This is a genomic window from Streptomyces djakartensis (genome assembly GCF_014651075.1).
Taxonomy (GTDB): Bacteria; Actinomycetota; Actinomycetes; order Streptomycetales; family Streptomycetaceae; genus Streptomyces; species Streptomyces djakartensis.
Genome location: NZ_BMWE01000015.1, coordinates 69,381 through 86,979, shown reverse-complemented (window position 1 = coordinate 86,979; position 17,599 = coordinate 69,381). Strand labels below are relative to the sequence as shown.

18 protein-coding genes are annotated in these 17,599 nt (G+C 72.1%); 5 read left to right on the top strand and 13 right to left on the bottom strand.

Translation table 11 applies throughout. The features are described from left to right. Positions 1–54: 54 nt before the first annotated feature. The 5 genes from IE212_RS24880 to IE212_RS24860 form a co-directional block, all read right to left on the bottom strand. Positions 55–717, bottom strand: coding sequence for a response regulator (locus IE212_RS24880; RefSeq protein ID WP_190200164.1), 663 nt, complete (start codon positions 715–717; stop codon positions 55–57). A gap of 23 nt (positions 718–740) precedes the next feature. Further along, entirely contained in the window at positions 741–1,988 is a 1,248-nt protein-coding gene (locus tag IE212_RS24875; protein ID WP_190200163.1) for a sensor histidine kinase, read from the bottom strand. Then, on the bottom strand, positions 1,985–2,992 hold the full coding sequence (locus IE212_RS24870; RefSeq protein WP_190200162.1) for a hypothetical protein: 1,008 nt from the start codon (positions 2,990–2,992) through the stop codon (positions 1,985–1,987). The genes IE212_RS24875 and IE212_RS24870 overlap by 4 nt, the downstream gene beginning before the upstream one ends. A gap of 90 nt (positions 2,993–3,082) precedes the next feature. Next, on the bottom strand, positions 3,083–3,553 hold the full coding sequence (locus IE212_RS24865) for a GNAT family N-acetyltransferase (RefSeq protein ID WP_190200161.1): 471 nt from the start codon (positions 3,551–3,553) through the stop codon (positions 3,083–3,085). Between the two features lie 3 nt (positions 3,554–3,556). Further along, complete coding sequence (locus tag IE212_RS24860) at positions 3,557–4,330, bottom strand: IclR family transcriptional regulator (RefSeq protein ID WP_190200160.1); 774 nt, start codon at positions 4,328–4,330, stop codon at positions 3,557–3,559. A 119-nt stretch (positions 4,331–4,449) separates the two neighbouring features. Between IE212_RS24860 and IE212_RS24855 the strand changes: the two genes are divergently transcribed. The 4 genes from IE212_RS24855 to IE212_RS24840 all read left to right on the top strand — a co-directional run bounded on the left by IE212_RS24855 (position 4,450) and on the right by IE212_RS24840 (position 8,670). Next, positions 4,450–5,979 (top strand): aldehyde dehydrogenase (NADP(+)), encoded by a 1,530-nt coding sequence (locus tag IE212_RS24855; protein ID WP_190200159.1) that lies wholly within the window; start codon positions 4,450–4,452, stop codon positions 5,977–5,979. A gap of 98 nt (positions 5,980–6,077) precedes the next feature. Continuing rightward, entirely contained in the window at positions 6,078–6,686 is a 609-nt protein-coding gene (locus IE212_RS24850; RefSeq protein ID WP_190200158.1) for a DUF1349 domain-containing protein, read from the top strand. A 120-nt stretch (positions 6,687–6,806) separates the two neighbouring features. After that, entirely contained in the window at positions 6,807–7,520 is a 714-nt protein-coding gene (locus IE212_RS24845) for a DsbA family oxidoreductase (protein ID WP_190200157.1), read from the top strand. A gap of 97 nt (positions 7,521–7,617) precedes the next feature. Further along, entirely contained in the window at positions 7,618–8,670 is a 1,053-nt protein-coding gene (locus tag IE212_RS24840) for an aminotransferase class V-fold PLP-dependent enzyme (RefSeq protein ID WP_190200156.1), read from the top strand. Positions 8,671–8,813: 143 nt separating this feature from the next. Here IE212_RS24840 and thpD read toward each other — a convergent pair whose 3' ends face one another. From thpD to IE212_RS24810, 6 genes are all read right to left on the bottom strand, one after another. Then, on the bottom strand, positions 8,814–9,713 hold the full coding sequence (gene thpD, locus IE212_RS24835; protein ID WP_190200234.1) for an ectoine hydroxylase: 900 nt from the start codon (positions 9,711–9,713) through the stop codon (positions 8,814–8,816). 18 nt (positions 9,714–9,731) lie between these two features. After that, the gene (locus tag IE212_RS24830) at positions 9,732–10,130 is read right to left on the bottom strand and encodes an ectoine synthase (protein WP_190200155.1); all 399 of its coding nucleotides are present in this window, start codon (positions 10,128–10,130) and stop codon (positions 9,732–9,734) included. Positions 10,131–10,168: 38 nt separating this feature from the next. Beyond that, positions 10,169–11,440, bottom strand: coding sequence for a diaminobutyrate--2-oxoglutarate transaminase (gene ectB, locus IE212_RS24825; protein ID WP_190200154.1), 1,272 nt, complete (start codon positions 11,438–11,440; stop codon positions 10,169–10,171). A gap of 53 nt (positions 11,441–11,493) precedes the next feature. Continuing rightward, positions 11,494–12,000: a diaminobutyrate acetyltransferase gene (ectA, locus tag IE212_RS24820; RefSeq protein ID WP_190200153.1), complete on the bottom strand. Its 507-nt coding sequence runs from the start codon at positions 11,998–12,000 to the stop codon at positions 11,494–11,496. A 339-nt stretch (positions 12,001–12,339) separates the two neighbouring features. After that, on the bottom strand, positions 12,340–12,879 hold the full coding sequence (locus tag IE212_RS24815; RefSeq protein ID WP_190200152.1) for a DinB family protein: 540 nt from the start codon (positions 12,877–12,879) through the stop codon (positions 12,340–12,342). Between the two features lie 68 nt (positions 12,880–12,947). Further along, the gene (locus tag IE212_RS24810) at positions 12,948–14,048 is read right to left on the bottom strand and encodes a pyridoxal-phosphate-dependent aminotransferase family protein (protein WP_190200151.1); all 1,101 of its coding nucleotides are present in this window, start codon (positions 14,046–14,048) and stop codon (positions 12,948–12,950) included. 118 nt (positions 14,049–14,166) lie between these two features. Here IE212_RS24810 and IE212_RS24805 point away from each other — a divergent pair, with 118 nt between their 5' ends. Then, complete coding sequence (locus tag IE212_RS24805) at positions 14,167–15,258, top strand: amidohydrolase family protein (RefSeq protein ID WP_190200150.1); 1,092 nt, start codon at positions 14,167–14,169, stop codon at positions 15,256–15,258. A 339-nt stretch (positions 15,259–15,597) separates the two neighbouring features. Here IE212_RS24805 and cobC read toward each other — a convergent pair whose 3' ends face one another. Next, a complete protein-coding gene (gene cobC, locus IE212_RS24800) occupies positions 15,598–16,653 on the bottom strand; it encodes an Rv2231c family histidinol phosphate aminotransferase CobC (RefSeq protein WP_190200149.1) in 1,056 nt (351 codons plus the stop codon). Then, positions 16,643–17,563, bottom strand: a complete 921-nt coding sequence (locus IE212_RS24795; protein WP_190200148.1) for a sirohydrochlorin chelatase — start codon at positions 17,561–17,563, stop codon at positions 16,643–16,645. Before IE212_RS24795 ends, cobC begins: the two co-directional genes overlap by 11 nt. Positions 17,564–17,599: the final 36 nt, after the last annotated feature.

The window sequence follows — 17,599 nt, the reverse complement described above, 5'->3', positions numbered from 1 at the left end:
GGTGGGCGGATCGTTCCCGCCCGTCCTGGTTTCTCATCCGGTGGCCCGGTTTTCTCACCTGGTGTTCAGGAAGCCCGTCTCGTACGCCGCGATGACCGCCTGTGTGCGGTCCCGGGTGCCCGTCTTGGTCAGAACCGCCGCGACGTGCGACTTCACCGTTGCCGGACCGACCCCCATCCGGCGGGCGATCTCCGCGTTGGTCAGCCCGCCCGCCATGTGCCGCAGCACCTCCTGCTCGCGGGCCGTGAGCTTCGCCACCCAAGCGGGCGGCGCCGGGTGGGCGCGGGCGTGTTCGGCCGCGAGGGTGCGGACGGCCGCCGGGAACAGCAGGCTGTCGCTGCGCGCCACCAGCCGGACCGCCTGTACCAGAGCGTCCGCCTCCGCCCGCTTCAGCAGGAACCCGGCCGCTCCGGCGCGCAGCGCGTCGTACACGTAGGAGTCGTTCTCGAACGTGGTCACGACGATGATCCGGGGCGGCTCGTCCATGGTGGCGAGGATCTGCTCGGTGGCGCGGATTCCGTCGGTCTGCGGCATCCGGACGTCCATGAGGACGACGTCCGGCCGCAGCTCCCGTACCACCGACACGGCCTCGGCGCCGGTGGCCGCCTCACCCACCACTTCCAGGTCCGGCTCGGCGGAGACGATGGCGCGCAGCGCGCTGCGGACCATGCGCTCGTCGTCGGCGAGGACGACACGGACGGGCGTCGGCAGGGTCATGCGGGTCCTTTCGGCGCGGGCCTTCACGGCGTCATCGGCAGGCGTGCGTGCAGCCGCCAGGTCTGTGCGGCGGTCGGTCCGGCCGTCACCGTCCCGCCCAGCAGCCGGACCCGGTCCGCGACGCCGCGCAGGCCGTGGCCGCCACCGGGGCGGGAGGACGCGGAACCGCTCAGCGGATTCTCCACGCGGATGTCCAACCGCCCGGCCGTCACCGCGATGCGCACATCCACCGTCACCCGGTCGCCGGAGTGCCTGAGGGCGTTGCTCAGCCCCTCCTGCACGATCCGGTACGCCTCCCGCGACAGCAGCGTGGGCAGTGCCTCCGGGTCGGCCTCGACTCTGGCCGTCACCCGGTGTCCGCCCGCCCGGGTACGGCGCAGCAGGCCGTCGAGGTCGGCGGCGAGGGTCGGCGCCGGGGCCGTGCCGGGGGCGTCGCCCTCGCGCAGCACGCCCAGGACGGCGTCGAGTTCCCCGACGGTACGCCGGGTCGTGTCCTCGATCGCGGCGAGGGCCTCGCGGACGAATTCCGGGTCGGTGCCCAGCAGGCGGCGCGCGGCGCTCGCCTGGAGGGTGACCGCGCTCAGGGCGTGGCCGACGGAGTCGTGCAGTTCCCGTGCCAGCCGGTTGCGTACGGCGAGGTCGGCGGCGCGTGCCTCGGCGGCGGCGAGCCGGTCCTCGGGTGTGGGGCCGAGCAACACCGGCGCCCAGCGGGCCAGCAGCGCTCCGCAGCCGGCCGCGCAGCCGGCCAGGGCCACGAGCGAGGCGGCACCCGCGACCGGCGCGAGCGCCGACGCCCAGGTGTGGTCGAAGACTTCGGGCAGCCCGAGCCGAGGGTCGCGCAGTTCCGCGAAGGCCGGCAGGACGATCAGCACAGCGGCGAACGGGGGCAGTGCCAGCGACGCGCCCGCGATGATTCCGCCGAAGCCGAGATGCAGCGTGAACCAGGCCGCCGTACGGCCCTTCTCGCCCCACGTCCGGGCCGGTCCCATGGCGATCCGGTCCGCGTCGACATCGCACAGCCAGCGCACGCCCGCGGACTCCAGCGGGCGGGTCAGCGGGAACAGGGACGAGATGGCGGCGAGCGGCAGGCCCACGGCGAAGGAGGCGAGTTGCAGAGGGAAGGACCCGAAGACGTCGGTGGAGCCCGTGACCGGACCGATGATCACCGACCCGACGAGGAAGTACGGCATGGCGAGTGCGCCGCCGAGGATCAGATGGACCCAGCGCAGGCGCGCCCGCCGGCCGAACAGGGACCGGGCGGCCGCGCTCACGCCGCCCGCCGTACGGCCCTGGCCGAGCGCTCCGCGAAGTAGTAGGTGCCGATGGCGGCGACGAGCAGGCCGACGAGCATCTGGCCAGCGTAGGCGAGGTTCATCAGCGGCGTCGGACGATCCGTCAGGTCCGCCCCGCCGCCGAGGGAGGCGAGCGACAGCCAGCCACCCCAGCAGGCCACGGCACCCGAGCCGACCCAGGCCAGGGCGAGCGGCACCGACACGGGCAGGTCCCGGCCGCTCCGGAAGGCCAGCAGGAGGCCCCCGGCGACGGCCGCGAGGAGGGACGCCGCCAACACGGCTTCCAGGACGCGGAAGTCGGCGCCCCCGTCCGCCGCCCGGCCCTCGTCGAGCCCGGCGGTGAAGCCGCAGGCCCACAGCAGGTGGAGGGTGAGAGGCAGCAGGGCGAGCACGGCGGCGGCGACGGCGAGGGCGCGGTGGGCCGGACCGACGACGCCCACGGGCAGCTCCCGCAGGCGCCCGCGCCACAAGTGTCCCCAGCGGTCGCGGGCGTAGAGCACGAACAGGGCACCCAGCGCGAGTCCTTGCAGGATGAAGCCCGTGTACACGACGGTGAACACCCACTCGTGCAGGAAGGGCTCGTGCTCCGGGCCCGGCGCGGCACCGTCTGCGAACGCCTTCACGATCAGTTGCGCCGGGAACCCGGCCATGATCGGGGCGAGCAGCCCGGTGGCGACCCACACGGGGAACGCCAGCAGCCAGGCCGGCACCCGCATCCCCCACGGCCGGGTCAGCACCAGCGCCAGCACGACGACCGCGCTGTCGAGCAGCACGGAGACCCCGTTGATCACGGCCATGCCCACGCGGTCGTCGAGCAGTCCGCTTCCCTCGGGGATCCCGATGTGGCTGCCCGCGATCCAGGCGGCCTTGAGACCGAGGTACGGCACACAGGAAAGGACGGCGACGGCACGGAGAAGACGCCGGGGGCGGCTGAGGCGAACGGCGAGGGCGGGGGCCGGGGAGGGTGCGAGGGGCTGCGTCATGCGATCAGGCTCCCGCGCCGGAGCCGGGCGGCACGTCCTGCACGGCGACGATCCGTCTCCGCCGGACGGGGGAGAGGCCGGCGGTGGGCCTCATCCCTCCAGGAGGAGCACCGTCTCGTCGATCTCGGCACCGCGGGCGCGGGCATACCCCCTGGCCGACGCCACGGCGTCGAAGCCGCACTTCTCCAGGACGCGCAGCGACCCGGCGTTGTCCGAGGCCGCTCGCGCGTAGAGGGGACGCTCGGGCACCTCGGCCAGCAGGGCCCGCAGGGCCGCCGTGGCGATGCCCTTGCCCCAGTACGCACGGTCGATCCAGTAGGTCACCTCGCGCTCGCCCGGCTCCCCGTACACCGCCGTGCTGCCGACCACGTCACCGTCGGCCAGCACGGTGCGGATCACAGCGTCCGAGGACCGGATCCTCGCCCAGTGGGCGTCGAAGGCGTCCCGGTCGGACGGGTTCTCGGGGGTGAAGGCGGCCATGTGGAGCGCCTCGGGGTCGTTCATCTGCCGGAAGAAGACCGGCAGATCGCTGTCATGGACCTCGCGCAGCTCGACGTTCATGCCTCAGAGCCTACGGGTGGCCAGTGTCAGCCGGTCCCGCGCGTCGAAGAGGGCGTCCTTGACGAGCTGTTCGTGCGCCGGCGTCAGCCGGGCCACCGGCACCGAGCAGCTGATCGCGTCCCGCGCGGGCGTGCGGTAGGGGATCGCGACTCCGAAGCAGCGCAGCCCGAGCGTGTTCTCCTCGCGGTCCACGGCGAAGCCCTGCTCCCGCACCTGGCGCAGCTCCTCGATGAGCTTCTCCCGGTCGGTGATCGTGTGCTCGGTCAGCGCGGGCAGGGTCTCCGGGAGCATCTTGCGCACCTGCTCGTCCGAGTACGTGCTCAGCAGCGCCTTGCCGAGGGACGTGGAGTGCGCGGGCAGACGGCGGCCGACCCGGGTGAAGGGGCGCAGGTAGTGCTGCGACTGGCGGGTGGCGAGGTAGACGACGTTCGTGCCGTCCAGGCGGGCCAGGTGGATCGTCTCCGTGGTGTCGTCGGAGAGCCGGTCCAGGGTCGGGCGGGCCGCCGCGACCACCTCGTCGCCGTCGATGTACGACGTGCCGACCAGCAGGGCGCGCACCCCGATGCCGTACCGCGTGCCCGTGGCGTCCGTCTCCACCCAGCCCAGTTCGACGAGCGTGCGCAGCAGCATGTACAGGCTGGACTTGGGATACCCGACGGCCTCCTGGACCGCCGCGAGCGAGTGCATACCGGGACGCCCGGCGAAGTATTCCAGCAGTTCAACGGTCCGTACCGCGGACTTGACCTGTGCCCCGCCGCCTGCCTCGGCTGCCGCCATCGCCCTTGACCCCTTCGTTCGACGGGAAATAGTCTCCGACAGCATATTCATCATCAGAGACGGCGTTCAGTATATCGAACAAGCCTGGTGAGACCCAGATACACGTGGAGGGACCCGCGGTGGCAGCAGCACCAGTCTGGAGTGTCGACCCCCGAACCGGGAAGCAGCGTGAACAGGTTGCGGTGGAGGCCACAGCCCAGGAGGTGGACGCCGCCGTCCGTGCCGCCCACGAGGTGCGGGGCGCGCTCGCCGACCGCGCCGTCCGGTCCGCCTTCCTGCGCGCCGCCGCCGACGAGCTGGAGGCGGCCAAGGACGGTCTGGTCGAGACCGCCGACGCCGAGACCGCGCTCGGCCCGGTCCGGCTGACCGGCGAGCTCGCCCGCACCTGCTACCAGCTGCGGGCCTTCGCCGGCATCGTCGACGAGGGCGCCTTCCTCGACGTCGTCATCAACCACCCCGACGACACCGCGACCCCGCCCGTCCCGGACCTGCGTCGCTACAAGGTGCCCCTGGGCGTCGTCGCCGTGTACTCGGCGTCGAACTTCCCCTTCGCCTTCTCGGTCGCGGGCGGCGACACCGCCAGCGCGCTGGCGGCCGGCTGCCCGGTCGTCGTGAAGGCCCACCCGGACCACCCGGCCCTGTCGGAGTACGTGGCCAAGATGCTGCGCCGCGCCGCCGCCCGGCACGGCATCCCCGAGGGCGTCGTCGGCCTGGTGCACGGCTTCGACGCGGGTGTCGAGCTGATCAAGCACCCGCTGGTCGCGGCGGCCGGCTTCACCGGGTCCGTGCGCGGTGGCCGGGCCCTCTTCGACGCGGCGGCCGCCCGCCCCGTGCCGATCCCGTTCCACGGCGAGCTGGGCTCCCTGAACCCGGTCGTCGTCACCGAGGCCGCCGCCGCCGAGCGGGCCGAGGCGATCGGCTCCGGCCTCGCCGGTTCCATGACGCTGGGCGTCGGCCAGTTCTGCGTGAAGCCGGGCCTCGTCCTCGCACCGGCCGGTGCCGCCGGTGACGCCCTGCTGAAGTCGCTGACCGACGCCGTCAGCGACACCGACGCCGGGGTGCTGCTGGACCACCGCATGCGCGACAACTTCGTCGCCGGCGTGGCCGAGCGCGCCCAGCTGCCCGACGTCGACTCCCCGGTCACGCCCGGCGCGGGCGGTGAGCACACGGTCAGCGCGGGCTTCCTCACGGTGCCGGCCAGCAGGCTTACGGCGGAGGGCGAGCACGACCTGCTGCTGGAGGAGTGCTTCGGCCCGGTCACCGTTGTGGCGCGCTACGAGGACGAGGCCGAGGTGAAGGCGGTGCTGTCGCGTCTGCCGGGCAACCTGACGGCGACGGTGCAGCTGTCCGAGGAGGAGGCCGCCGGCCAGGGCGGCGGTGCGGAGCTGCTGCGGGAGCTGACGCCGCTGGCCGGCCGTGTGCTGGTCAACGGCTGGCCGACGGGTGTCGCCGTCGCGCCGGCGCAGCATCACGGAGGGCCGTACCCGGCCACGACGTCGACATCCACGTCGGTGGGCGGTACGGCGATCGAGCGGTGGCTGCGTCCTGTCGTGTATCAGAACACACCGCCGGCGTTGCTCCCCGCGGAGCTGCGGGACGAGAACCCGCTGGGGCTGCCTCGCAGGTTCAACGGGCGTCTGGAGCGATAGCGCCGTAGGGGTGCGGGTGTCCGCCGGCTGCCGGTTCGTTGTGGTTGATCGCGCAGTTCCCCGCGCCCCGTGAGGGCGGAGCTGAAAGAGTGGGCCGAATGGATCTGGAGATTCCCGAACTTCCCTTCGGGCTGCGTACCTATGGACCCGATGGGCATTGGTCCCACGAGGACGGCGTACTCACGGGGTGGGCCGGGTCCCGCCAGGACCGGTTCGTGCCGCCCACCGGGGAGGCGCTGGATCCCGCTTCCGACGCGCCGCGCCTGCTCGGGGCGCCCGAAGGGGACTTCCAGCTGATCGCCAAGGTCACGGTCGGGTTCGGTGCGGCCTTCGACGCCGGGGCGCTCTACGTCCACGTAGGGGAGCGGACCTGGGCCAAGCTCTGCCTGGAGTACTCCCCGGACGTCCCCACGGTCTGCACGGTCGTCACCCGGGGCCACTCCGACGACGCCAACTCCTTCACGGTGGACGGCAGTTCGGTCTGGCTCCGGGTCAGTCGCACGGGTCGCGCCTTCGCCTTCCACGCCTCCCGCGACGGCGAACGCTGGATTTTCGTCCGCCTCTTCACCCTCGGCGACGAGAAGGAGACGGGCGCGGCCCTGGTCGGTTTCATGGCCCAGTCACCGATGGGGGCGGGCTGCGTGGTGACGTACGACCACGTCGAGTTCCGGCCGAACTGGCCGGATGATCTGCGGGACGGCAGCTGAGGCCCGGCGGGAAACGCGTCCCCGGCCGGGCCGGCCTCCGGAATGAAACGAGCTGCTTGAACGTTCACCTACTCGGCGGAGGGAGTCTCCGCACCCCGTACGAGCTGGAGAGAACTGGACATGCGCGTCGAGATCTGGAGCGACATCGCCTGCCCCTGGTGCTACGTGGGCAAGGCCCGCTTCGAGAAGGCGCTGCGGGACTTCCCGCACCGCGACCAGGTCGAGGTGGTGCACCGCTCCTTCGAGCTCGACCCGGGCCGCGCCAAGGACGACATCCAGCCCGTGATCACGATGCTCACCAGGAAGTACGGGATGACCGAGGCGCAGGCCGAGGCCGGCGAGGACAACCTGGGCGCGCAGGCCGCCGCAGAGGGGCTGGAGTACCGCACGCGCGGTCGTGACCACGGCAGCACCTTCGACATGCACCGGCTGCTCCACTTCGCCAAGGAGCAGGGCCGCCAGGAGCGGCTGCTCGACCTGCTGTACCGGGCCAACTTCACCGAGGAGCGCTCGGTTTTCGGTGACGACGAGCGGCTCGTGGAGCTGGCCGTGGCCGCTGGTCTGGAAGCGGACGCCGCCCGTGGGGTGCTCGCCGACCCCGGTGCCTACGCCGCCGAGGTCCGGGCCGACGAGCGGGAGGCCGCGCAGCTCGGCGCGAGCGGTGTGCCGTTCTTCGTACTCGACCGCAAGTACGGCGTCTCCGGCGCCCAGCCCGCCGAGGTCTTCACCCAGGCCCTGGCGCAGGCGTACGGCGAGCGCACGCCCCTGACGATCGTGGACGGCGGTGACGCGGACGCGTGCGGCCCGGACGGGTGTGCCGTGCCCCAGCACTGAAAACGCGCAGGTCGGGGCGGATCCATAAGCGCTCCTTAGCGACACCGCGCAGAAATCGGCAATGGACGGGGAGGTCCCGGGGACGCAGAGTGGTCCCATGGAGACCTTCGAGAACCTCGTCCGTGCCGAGTTCACCCCGAAGCACACCTACCTGAACACCGCGAGCAACGGGCTCCTGCCCGCCCGCACCGTCACCGCCCTGGACCAGGCGGTGCGGATGCGGGCCGAGGGCATGCCCCTGGGTCCCCTGTACGAGAACGTGGAGGCCGCCCGCGCGTCCTTCGCCCGGCTGGCCGGTGTGCCGGCCGAGTGGGTCGCCACGGTCGCCTCGGTCGCCGAGTACGGCGGACTGATCGCCGCGTCGCTGCCCGCCGGCGCGGAAGTCCTCACCGCTGAGGGCGACTTCTCCTCGCTGGTGAACCCCTTCCACGTGCGCGACGACCTCAAGGTGCGCGTCGTGCCCCTGGAGCGGCTCGCCGAGTCCGTCCGCCCCGGCACCGCACTCGTCGCGGTCAGCACCGTCCAGTCCGCCGACGGCCGGCTCGCCGACCTGCCGGCCGTACGTGAGGCGGCCCGGGCGCACGGGGCCCGCACCTACGTCGACGCCTCCCAGTCGGCAGGCTGGCTGCCGATGGAGGCCGACGCGGACGACTTCCTCGCCGCTGTCGGTTTCAAGTGGCTCCTGGGGCCGCACGGGGCCGCGTTCTGCGTCGTCCCGCAGGACTTCGGCGGGCTCTCACCGCTGCTCGCGGGCTGGGTCGCCGGTGAGGTTCCCTGGGAGAGCTGCTACGGGCCCGTCGAGGAACTCGCCCACTCCGCGCGGCGGTTCGACGTCAGCCCGTCCCTCTTCACCTATGCCGGGCTGCGCGCCTCGCTGGAGCTCATCGAGGAGATCGGCGTCGACGTCGTGCACGCCCACGACGTCGCCCTCGCCGACCGCTTCCGCGCCGGGCTCGCCGAGCTGGGGCACACGCCGGTGCCCGCGCCGGGCTCGGCGATCGTGTCCGTCCCCGGGCTCGGCCACCGGCAGGGCGAACTGAGCAGGGCGGGCATCGAGGTGTCCGACCGGGCGGGCAATCTGCGGGCCGCGTTCCACCTCCACAACACGTCCGCGGACGTGGACCGTCTGCTGGACGTGCTGTCCGCATGACAGAACCGGGTGGGGCCTCCCGTCCCACACGAGGAGGCCCCACCCGGCAGCTGTGTCACACGGTCACCTCACCGGCGTGAAGTCCCGCGCCCCGATGCTGTGTTCTCCGGGGGCAACCCCCGGACCCCCGGCCGGGGGGTCGGTCACCGAACGGGCGTGAAGTCCCGCGCCCCGATGAACTCCGGCCGCCGCACCGGCGCCGCGAACGGCTCCACCGCCGTGTTCTCCACGCTGTTGAACACGATGAAGACGTTGCTGCGCGGGAACGGCGTGATGTTGTCGCCGGAACCGTGCATGCAGTTGCAGTCGAACCAGGTCGCCGAACCGGCCTTGCCCGTGAAGAGCTTGATGCCGTGCTCGGAGGCGAACTTGGTCAGCGCCTCGTCGGACGGCGTGCCCGCGTCCTGCATCTGCAGCGACTTCTTGTAGTTGTCCTTCGGCGTGGCCCCCGCGCACCCGAGGAACGTCTTGTGCGACCCCGGCATGATCATCAGTCCGCCGTTGGTGTCGTAGTTCTCGGTCAGCGCGATCGAGACCGACACCGTGCGCATCCGCGGCAGACCGTCCTCGGCGTGCCACGTCTCGAAGTCCGAGTGCCAGTAGAAACCACTGGCGCCGAACCCCGGCTTGACGTTGATCCGCGACTGGTGGACGTACACGTCCGAGCCGAGGATCTGGCGCGCCCGGCCGACGACCCGCTCGTCACGGACCAGCTTGGCGAAGACCTCGCTGATCTTGTGCACCTCGAAGACCGAGCGGATCTCCTTGGACATCGGCTCGACGATCGACCGCTCGTCGGCACGGATGTCCGGGTCGTTGACCAGCCGGTTCAGCTCGTTGCGGTAGACGGTGACCTCGTCGTCGGTGATCAGCTCGTCGATGGCGAGGAAGCCGTCACGCTCGAAGGAGAGCAGGTCCGCCGGCGCGACCGGGCCGGGAGCGTCGGGCGCGCCCCAGACGACCGGGTCCTGGCGCGGGGTCATCACCTCGGTGGCACCGCGGCTGGGGTACAGGTCCGGGATACCGGTGGTGGTGGTGTCGATGGTGGCGGTCATGGAACGTCACACCTCCTCGGTGAGCAGCGGGTAAACGCCGTTCTCGTCGTGGTCCTCCCGTCCGGTCACGGGCGGATTGAAGACGCAGAGGCAGCGGAAGTCCTTCTTGATCCGCAGCGTGTGCTTCTCGTGGCCGTCCAGGAGGTACATGGTGCCGGGCGTGATGGTGTACGACTTCCCGGTCTCGTGGTCGGTCAGCTCGGCCTCGCCCTCCACGCAGACGACGGCCTCGATGTGGTTCGCGTACCACATCGACGTCTCCGTACCCGCGTACAGGGTCGTCTCGTGCAGGGAGAAACCGACCTTCTCCTTGGCGAGAACGATGCGTTTGCTCTCCCACGTACCGGACGCCGACTTCACGTGCCGGTCGGTACCTTCGATCTCCTTGAACGAACGGACAATCACGGTGCTGCGATGCCTCCTAGGTGAGTGGTGCTTCTTGGTCAGGCGGTCTCGCGGACGGCGCGGGCCAGCGTCGTCAGGCCCTCGTCCAGTTCCTCGGGGGTGATCGTGAGGGCGGGGAGCAGTTTGACGACCTCGCTCTCGGGGCCGGACGTCTCGATGAGCAGTCCGAGCTCGAAGGCGCGCTTGGCGACCTTGCCGGCGCGGGACTTGTCGTGGAACTCCAGGCCCCACACCAGGCCGCGGCCCCGGTACTCCTTCACGTCGGCCAGGTTCTCCTCGGTGATGGAGATCATCGCCTGCTCGACCTGCTCGCCGCGCTTGCGGGTCTGCTTCTCCATCGCGCTGCCGTCGGCCCAGTACGTCTCCAGGGCCGCGGTGGCCGTGACGAAGGCCGGGTTGTTGCCGCGGAAGGTGCCGTTGTGCTCGCCCGGCTCCCAGATGTCGAGCTCCGGCTTGAACAGGCACAGCGACATGGGCAGGCCGTAGCCGCTGATCGACTTGGAGACGGTGACGATGTCCGGCGTGATGCCCGCCTCCTCGAAGGAGAAGAAGGCGCCGGTACGGCCGCAGCCCATCTGGATGTCGTCGACGATCAGCAGCATGTCCTGCCGCTCGCACAGCTCGGACAGGGCGCGCAGCCACTCGGGCCGGGCCACGTTGATGCCGCCCTCGCCCTGGACCGTCTCGACGATCACGGCGGCGGGCTTGTTGAGGCCGGAGCCCTGGTCCTCCAGGAGCCGCTCGAACCACAGGAAGTCCTCGACGGTGCCGTCGAAGTAGTTGTCGAACGGCATCGGCGTGCCGTGCACCAGCGGGATGCCGGCGCCGGCCCGCTTGAACGCGTTGCCGGTCACGGCCAGCGAGCCCAGCGACATGCCGTGGAAGGCGTTGGTGAACGACACGATCGCCTCGCGTCCCTTCACCTTCCGCGCCAGCTTCAGCGCGGACTCCACGGCGTTGGTGCCGGTCGGGCCGGGGAACATGACCTTGTACGGCAGGTCACGCGGACGCAGCAGCAGGTTCTGGAAGGCCTCCAGGAACGTGCGCTTGGCGGTGGTCGACATGTCGAGCCCGTGCGTGACGCCGTCGCGCTCCAGGTAGTCGATCAGCGCGCGTTTCAGGACCGGGTTGTTGTGCCCGTAGTTCAGTGACCCCGCTCCGGCGAAGAAGTCGAGGTACTCGTGGCCGTCCTCGTCGTACATGCGGCTGCCCACCGCGCGGTCGAAGACGGTGGGCCAGCCGCGGCAGTAGCTGCGCACCTCGGACTCAACGGTCTCGAAGACACTCAGGTCGGGCTGGGTGATGGTCACGACGAATCGCTCCTCGGGGCGTGGGGGAAGTCTGTGGGAGTGGGGGTGGGAAGTCAGTGGGGCAGCGGGCCGATGCGGTACAGGACCTCGGGGTCGTGCGGCCCGTCGGGGAACAGACCGGTGTCGAACAGCACCTCGCGCTCCAGCCGGGCGCCGTGCCGCTCGGCGAACGACGTGAACAGGCGCTCCGAGGCGGTGTTGCCCGGGGTGATGGTGGTCTCCACCGTGGTCACCCCGCGCTCGGCGACCGTGCGCGCGACCAGACCGTCGAGCAGCTTGGCGGCCAGGCCGCGCCCGCGGTGTGCCTCGTCCACCGCCACCTGCCACACCAGCAGGGTGTGCGGGCTGTCCGGCCGCACGTACCCGGTGATGAAGCCCATCGGCTCGCCGCGTTCGTCACGCGCGACGGCCGAGGTGGCCGCGAAGTCGCGGCACCACAGCAGATAGCTGTAGGACGAGTTCAGGTCGAGAACCTTCGAGTCCTTGGCCATCCGCCACAGTGCGGCTCCGTCGGCCGTCGTGGGGCGGTCGATTTGCGGATCTGCTTGTACGGCAGTCATGCAAATTGAACTTACCCAGCGAAATTCAAAATTGCATCGTCGATCGGGGTTACGTATGGGCATGGCCTGTGTTATCACGCGGGCGCGAAGGCCCCCGCGAATGAGAGGTGGTATGCCCGGCTTTGCCCGGAAAATACCGGGCAAAGCGGTCACGATGTGTAACGCGTCACAGGTATGTAACCCCCACGAGATCTGCCAGAATTTGTCCGCGAAGTTTCCTCAAAATCTGCGTGTTTAGGGTCGAGGAAAGCGGGCAGAAGAATACGGGAAGCTAATCTTGAAACAATTCTTAATTGTGTGCCAGCTTACATATGCGAAGCCGTGGGGGCCATGGCGAATTCAGGCGCCGGTCACTCCGTCGATGCGTTCCCGCAGGAGATCGGCGTGGCCGTTGTGCCGGGCGTACTCCTCGATCATGTGAATGAGCACCCACCGCATGCTGACCTCCATCCCGGGGACGGGCCCCTCGGTGACCCGCCCGACGTGGTCCAGTGGCAGCCCGGCACACAGTTCCCGTCCCCGCGCGATCTCCCGCCGCCAGATGCCGAGCGCCTCGTCGAGACCTCGGGCGGGATCCAGGGCATACCCGGTCGGGTCCTCGAACACGGGCGGCACGTCGGCACCGGCGGCCACCCTCTGGAACCAGTTCCGCTCGACCTCGGCCAGGTGCTGCACCAGGCCGAGCAACGTCAGCGCCGACGGCGCCGCCGCGGCGACCCGCACCTGCGTGTCGTCCAGCCCGGCGCACTTCAGCTCCAGCGTGGCCCGGTGGAAGTCGAGCCAGCTCTCGAGCATGGCCCGTTCGTCGCCGGTGAGGTGGGGTATGGGACGGCCGTCGGGGAGGGAGCGGGGGCTGTCGGCGGGTGTGTCGGTGGTCATACGGGGAGCATGGCACGGGCCTCTGACAACGCGCCCGTGCCGCACGTCCCGGCCGCGTCAGTGCCGGGCTACCGCCACGCGCCCTCCACGGCCCGCAGCGCCGCCTCCACGTCGACGGCCAGTCCCCGCTCGGCCAACGCCTGCCCGAGCGCCGTCAGACTCGCCCGCACCGCCCCACGCGTCGCATCGGCACCGTAGTGGTTGACCCGGATCATCTCCTTGGCCAACGCGCCCCCGCCGGCCGCGACCGGCACCGCCGGATCCGCCTCCAGCGCCCTCGCCACCACCTCGGACGCCACCGCCCCCGACGGCACCCGGAGCGTCGTGGCGACCGGCGCCGCGTCCCGCGCCTCGTACACGTACGGCTCCAGGCCGCCACCCAGCGCGAGGGCCCCGGCCCGCGTGGCCGCCGCGGCGGACGCGTGCCGGGCCATCAAGGCGTCCAGCCCCACCGCCTCGATCCGCTCCACACACGCCTCGAGCGCCAGCATCTCCAGCTGCGCCGGCGCGTGCGGCAGCGCCCTCCGGCCGCCTTCGATCCACCGCTCCTTCCAGTCGAGGAGCGACAGGTACGACCGCCGCGGCGCCTTCGGGTTCGCCGCCATCCGGGCCCAGGCCCGCTCGCTCACCGACACCGCGGACACCCCGGCCGGCCCGCCCATCGCCTTCTGCGCACCGATGACGCACAGGTCCACGCCCCACGCGTCCGTCAGGACCGGCTCGGCACCGATCGACGCCACCGCGTCCAGGTAGAACAGGGCTCCGTGCGCCCGCACCACCTCGCCGATCTCCGCGACCGGGTTGGTGTTGCCGGTCGCCGCCTCCGCGTGCACCAGGGACACGAAGTCGATCTCCGGGTGCTCGGTGAGGGCCTGCCGGATCTGCTCGGCCGTGACCGCCGTGTGGAACGGCACCGCCAGATCGACGACCGTGGCGCCGCAGTCCCGCAGCCAGTCGCCGAAGGTCTGCCCGTACGGGCCGGTGATGACGTTGAGCGCGGTCGTGCCCGGACCGGCCGTGGCGCGGATCGCTCCCTCCAGCGGCAGCAGCGCCTCGCCCTGCATGATCACTACGTCCTGCTCGGTGCTCAGCAGCCGCGCCACACGGTCCTCGATGGCGGCGAAGCGGTCCGCGCCGAGCGGGGCCAGGTCCAGAAACGGATGCGTCACGGTGTGGCTCTCTTCACTACGGGGACAACGGAATCGAGGGTAACCGCCGGGTATCGCCGCCCTGCCGGGACACCCGCCCCTTGCGGGGCGCGCCCGGCGCCTCATTAAGGTGCGGAGCATGAACGATCGCGCGGTGCTGCACGTGAAGGGTCGGGTGCTCGTCGGGCCCGAGGACGTCCGGGACGAGCTGTGGGTGGTGGACGGCCGCGTCTCCTACGACCGTCCGGCCGGCGTCCGCGACGTCCGCACGGTCGTGGGCTGGGCCCTGCCCGGCCTCGTCGACGCGCACTGCCACGTGGGGCTGGACCGGCACGGGGCGGTCCCGAAGGACGTCGCCGAGAAGCAGGCACTGACCGACCGGGACGCGGGCACGCTGCTGATCCGTGACGCGGGCTCGCCCTCCGACACCAGGTGGGTGGACGACCGCGACGACCTGCCGAAGATCATCCGCGCCGGGCGGCACATCGCCCGCACCCGCCGCTACATCCGCAACTACGCCTGGGAGATCGAGCCGGAGGACCTGGTCGCCTATGTCGCCCAGGAGGCCCGGCGCGGTGACGGCTGGGTGAAGCTGGTCGGCGACTGGATCGACCGCGACCTCGGTGACCTGTCGGCCTGCTGGCCCCGCGGGGCGGTCGAGGCGGCGATCGCGGAGGCGCACCGCCTGGGTGCCCGGGTCACCGCGCACTGCTTCTCGGAGGACTCCCTCCAGGATCTGGTCGAGGCGGGCATCGACTGCATCGAGCACGCGACGGGCCTGACCGAGGACCTGATCCCGCTGTTCGCCGACCGTGGCGTCGCCATCGTGCCGACCCTGGTCAACATCGCCACCTTCCCGCAGCTCGCCGACGGCGGCGAGGCCCGGTTCCCGCGCTGGTCGGCCCATATGCGCCGGCTCCACGAACGCCGCTACGACACCGTGCGGGGTGCCTATGACGCCGGCATCCCCGTCTTCGTCGGCACTGACGCCGGCGGCCAACTCGCCCACGGCCTCGCGGCGGCCGAGGTCGCCGAACTGGTCACCGCGGGCATCCCGCCCGTCGACGCCCTGGCGGCGGGCACCTGGACGGCCCGGGCCTGGCTCGGCCGCCCCGGCCTGGAGGAGGGCGCCCCCGCCGACCTCGTCGTCTACGACGAGGACCCGCGAGCGGACGTCCGCGTGCTCGGCGCCCCGCGCCGGGTGGTGCTGAACGGCCACGTGGTCGGCTGACCCCGAGAACGCCCAGGCCAACACCTGCCCTGACGGCGGCCCGGCCGCCACCCCGACTCCCGGCACCGGCCTGCGGCAGGACGCCGCCGTCGTCCCACCGTTCGCCGTGACGCCCACGGCAGTCCCCGTTGTGGCCGGTCCGGCCTGGTGCTGGCCTGCCGCTGTTCTTGGCGGTGCCCGGTGCACCGCTGGCCGCCGTGGCCGCCGCGGGGCGGCAGGGCTGTGACCTGCCCGCACTGGTATCGGCCTGCGGCCGGCGTCTCACCGTCCGCGGTAGTGCCCGCGGGAGAGCCGGCCGGCCGGGGGCGGGGCCGGCCCGGAACCGCCGTGTGGGGAGCGTCAGTGGGGTACCGCTCGCCGCAGTGCCCGCAGGAAGCCGTCCGTCGTCCGCCGGTCCCGTACCGCCAGCCGCAGCCACTCCTCGTCGAGTCCGGGGAACGTGTCCCCGCGTCGCACGGCGAAGCCGAGGTCGCGCAGGCGCCGGCGGACGGCGGCGGCGTGCGGCAGACGGACGAGGACGAACGGGCCCTCGGCCGGCTCCACCACCCGCAACCCCGCCGGGGCGAACCCGGCGAGGCCCGCCAGCAGGTGGGCCCGGTCCGCCGCGATGCGGTGGGCCGCGTGGGCCGCCTCGGCGACGGCGCGCGGCCCCACACACGCCCGCGCCGCGGCCAGCGCCGGCGTGGAGACCGGCCACAGCGGCTGCGCGCGCTCCAGGTCCGCGACGGTCTCCGGCGCAGCCAGCACGTACCCGATCCGCAGCCCCGCCAGCCCCCATGTCTTGGTCAGGCTGCGCAGCACCACGAGGCCGGGCACGTCGACACGGTCCGCCAGGGTCTCCCGCTCGCCCGGCACCGCGTCCATGAAGGCCTCGTCCACCACCAGGACCCGCCCGGGGCGGGCGAGCGAGGCGATCGTGTCCGCCGGGTGCAGCACCGACGTCGGGTTGGTCGGGTTCCCGATCACCACCAGGTCCGCGGCCTCCGGGACGTCCGCGGGGTCGAGCCGGAAGCCGTCCTCCTCCCGCAGCAGCACCCGGTCCACCGTGTGCCCGGCGTCCCGGAGCGCCGCCTCCGGCTCCGTGAACTGGGGATGGACGACGACCGGCAGCCGCGCCTTCAGCGCCCGTGCCAGCAGTACGAACGCCTCCGCCGCCCCCGCCGTCAGCAGCACCCTCTCCACCGGCAGCCCGTGCCGCGCCGCCACCGCCGCGCGGGCGGCCCGCCCGTCCGGGTAGGCCGCGAGTCCGGCCAGCGACGCGGCGATGTGCTCCCGCAGCCACACCGGAGGCGTGTCCGCGCGGACGTTCACGGCGAGGTCGACGAGTGAGCCGCCGTCGTCCCGGACCTCGGCGTCCCCGTGGTGGCGCAGATCGTGCCCGTGCTCAGTGCACATGCGAGTGCGTCCCGTGGTGGTGCCCGTGCCCGTGGTGGGCGTCGTCGTCCGGGTGGAAGTGCGGCTGCTGCGGCAAACCCACCTTGTCCTCGAAGCCCGGCAGGGCGACGCGGTAGACGCAACTGTCGCAGTTCATCCGCAGATCGCCCCGGAGAGCCTCCTCGTACCGCTCCCACACCAGGTCCAGCAGCTCCGGCTCCGGCCCGACCACACCGGCCGAGCACACCTCGACCTCCGGGTGGGCCGCCGCCCAGCCCTCCGTCTGCATCCGGACCCGGTCCGGAAGGACGCCGGTGAACAGGAAGTAGGGGAGCACCACGATCCGGCGGGCGCCGAGCCGCACGCACCGGTCGAGCCCGCTCGGCACGTCCGGCGCCGCCAGGGACACGAACGCCGTCTCGACACCCGCGTATCCGCGTCCCTCCCACAGCAGCCGCGCCGCCTTGTGCACCTCGGCGTTGGCGTCCGGGTCCGTCGACCCGCGCCCCACCAGCAGCACCATCACGTCGGCGCGGTCGCCCGGCCTGCGCGCCGTACCGCCCAGCGCCTCGTCCAGCCGCCGCTCCAGCACGTTCAGCAGTGCCGGGTGCGGGCCGAGCGGGCGCCCGTAGGTGTACGAGATGCCGGGGTGCCGTTCCTTCTCGCGGGCCAGCGCCGCCGGGATGTCACCCTTGGCGTGCCCGGCGGACACCAGCATCAGCGGTACGGCGGCGAACCGCCGTACGCCCCGCTCCACCAGCTCGGTGACGGCCTCGCCCAGCGGCGGCGGGGACAGCTCGATGAAGCCGCCCGCGACGGGCAGTTCGGGGTGGCGGCGCCCCAGCTCCCGTACGAAGTCGCGGAACGCCTCGGCTCCGGCGTCGTCACGGGTGCCGTGGCCGGCGATCAGCAGGGCGGGCGGCGTGGTCACGGTTTCTCCTCGGGGCGCGAGCGGCGTGGTAGAGCG

Bases quoted from the DNA above. Each gene is read 5' to 3' on its own strand.
- IE212_RS24880 (WP_190200164.1), bottom strand. From the start codon at position 717: ATGACCCTGCCGACGCCCGTCCGTGTCGTCCTCGCCGACGACGAGCGC.
- IE212_RS24870 (WP_190200162.1), bottom strand. From the start codon at position 2,992: ATGACGCAGCCCCTCGCACCCTCCCCGGCCCCCGCCCTCGCCGTTCGC.
- IE212_RS24865 (WP_190200161.1), bottom strand. From the start codon at position 3,553: ATGAACGTCGAGCTGCGCGAGGTCCATGACAGCGATCTGCCGGTCTTC.
- IE212_RS24860 (WP_190200160.1), bottom strand. From the start codon at position 4,330: ATGGCGGCAGCCGAGGCAGGCGGCGGGGCACAGGTCAAGTCCGCGGTA.
- IE212_RS24850 (WP_190200158.1), top strand. From the start codon at position 6,078: ATGGATCTGGAGATTCCCGAACTTCCCTTCGGGCTGCGTACCTATGGA.
- IE212_RS24845 (WP_190200157.1), top strand. From the start codon at position 6,807: ATGCGCGTCGAGATCTGGAGCGACATCGCCTGCCCCTGGTGCTACGTG.
- IE212_RS24840 (WP_190200156.1), top strand. From the start codon at position 7,618: ATGGAGACCTTCGAGAACCTCGTCCGTGCCGAGTTCACCCCGAAGCAC.
- ectA (WP_190200153.1), bottom strand. From the start codon at position 12,000: ATGACTGCCGTACAAGCAGATCCGCAAATCGACCGCCCCACGACGGCC.
- IE212_RS24815 (WP_190200152.1), bottom strand. From the start codon at position 12,879: ATGACCACCGACACACCCGCCGACAGCCCCCGCTCCCTCCCCGACGGC.
- IE212_RS24805 (WP_190200150.1), top strand. From the start codon at position 14,167: ATGAACGATCGCGCGGTGCTGCACGTGAAGGGTCGGGTGCTCGTCGGG.
- cobC (WP_190200149.1), bottom strand. From the start codon at position 16,653: ATGTGCACTGAGCACGGGCACGATCTGCGCCACCACGGGGACGCCGAG.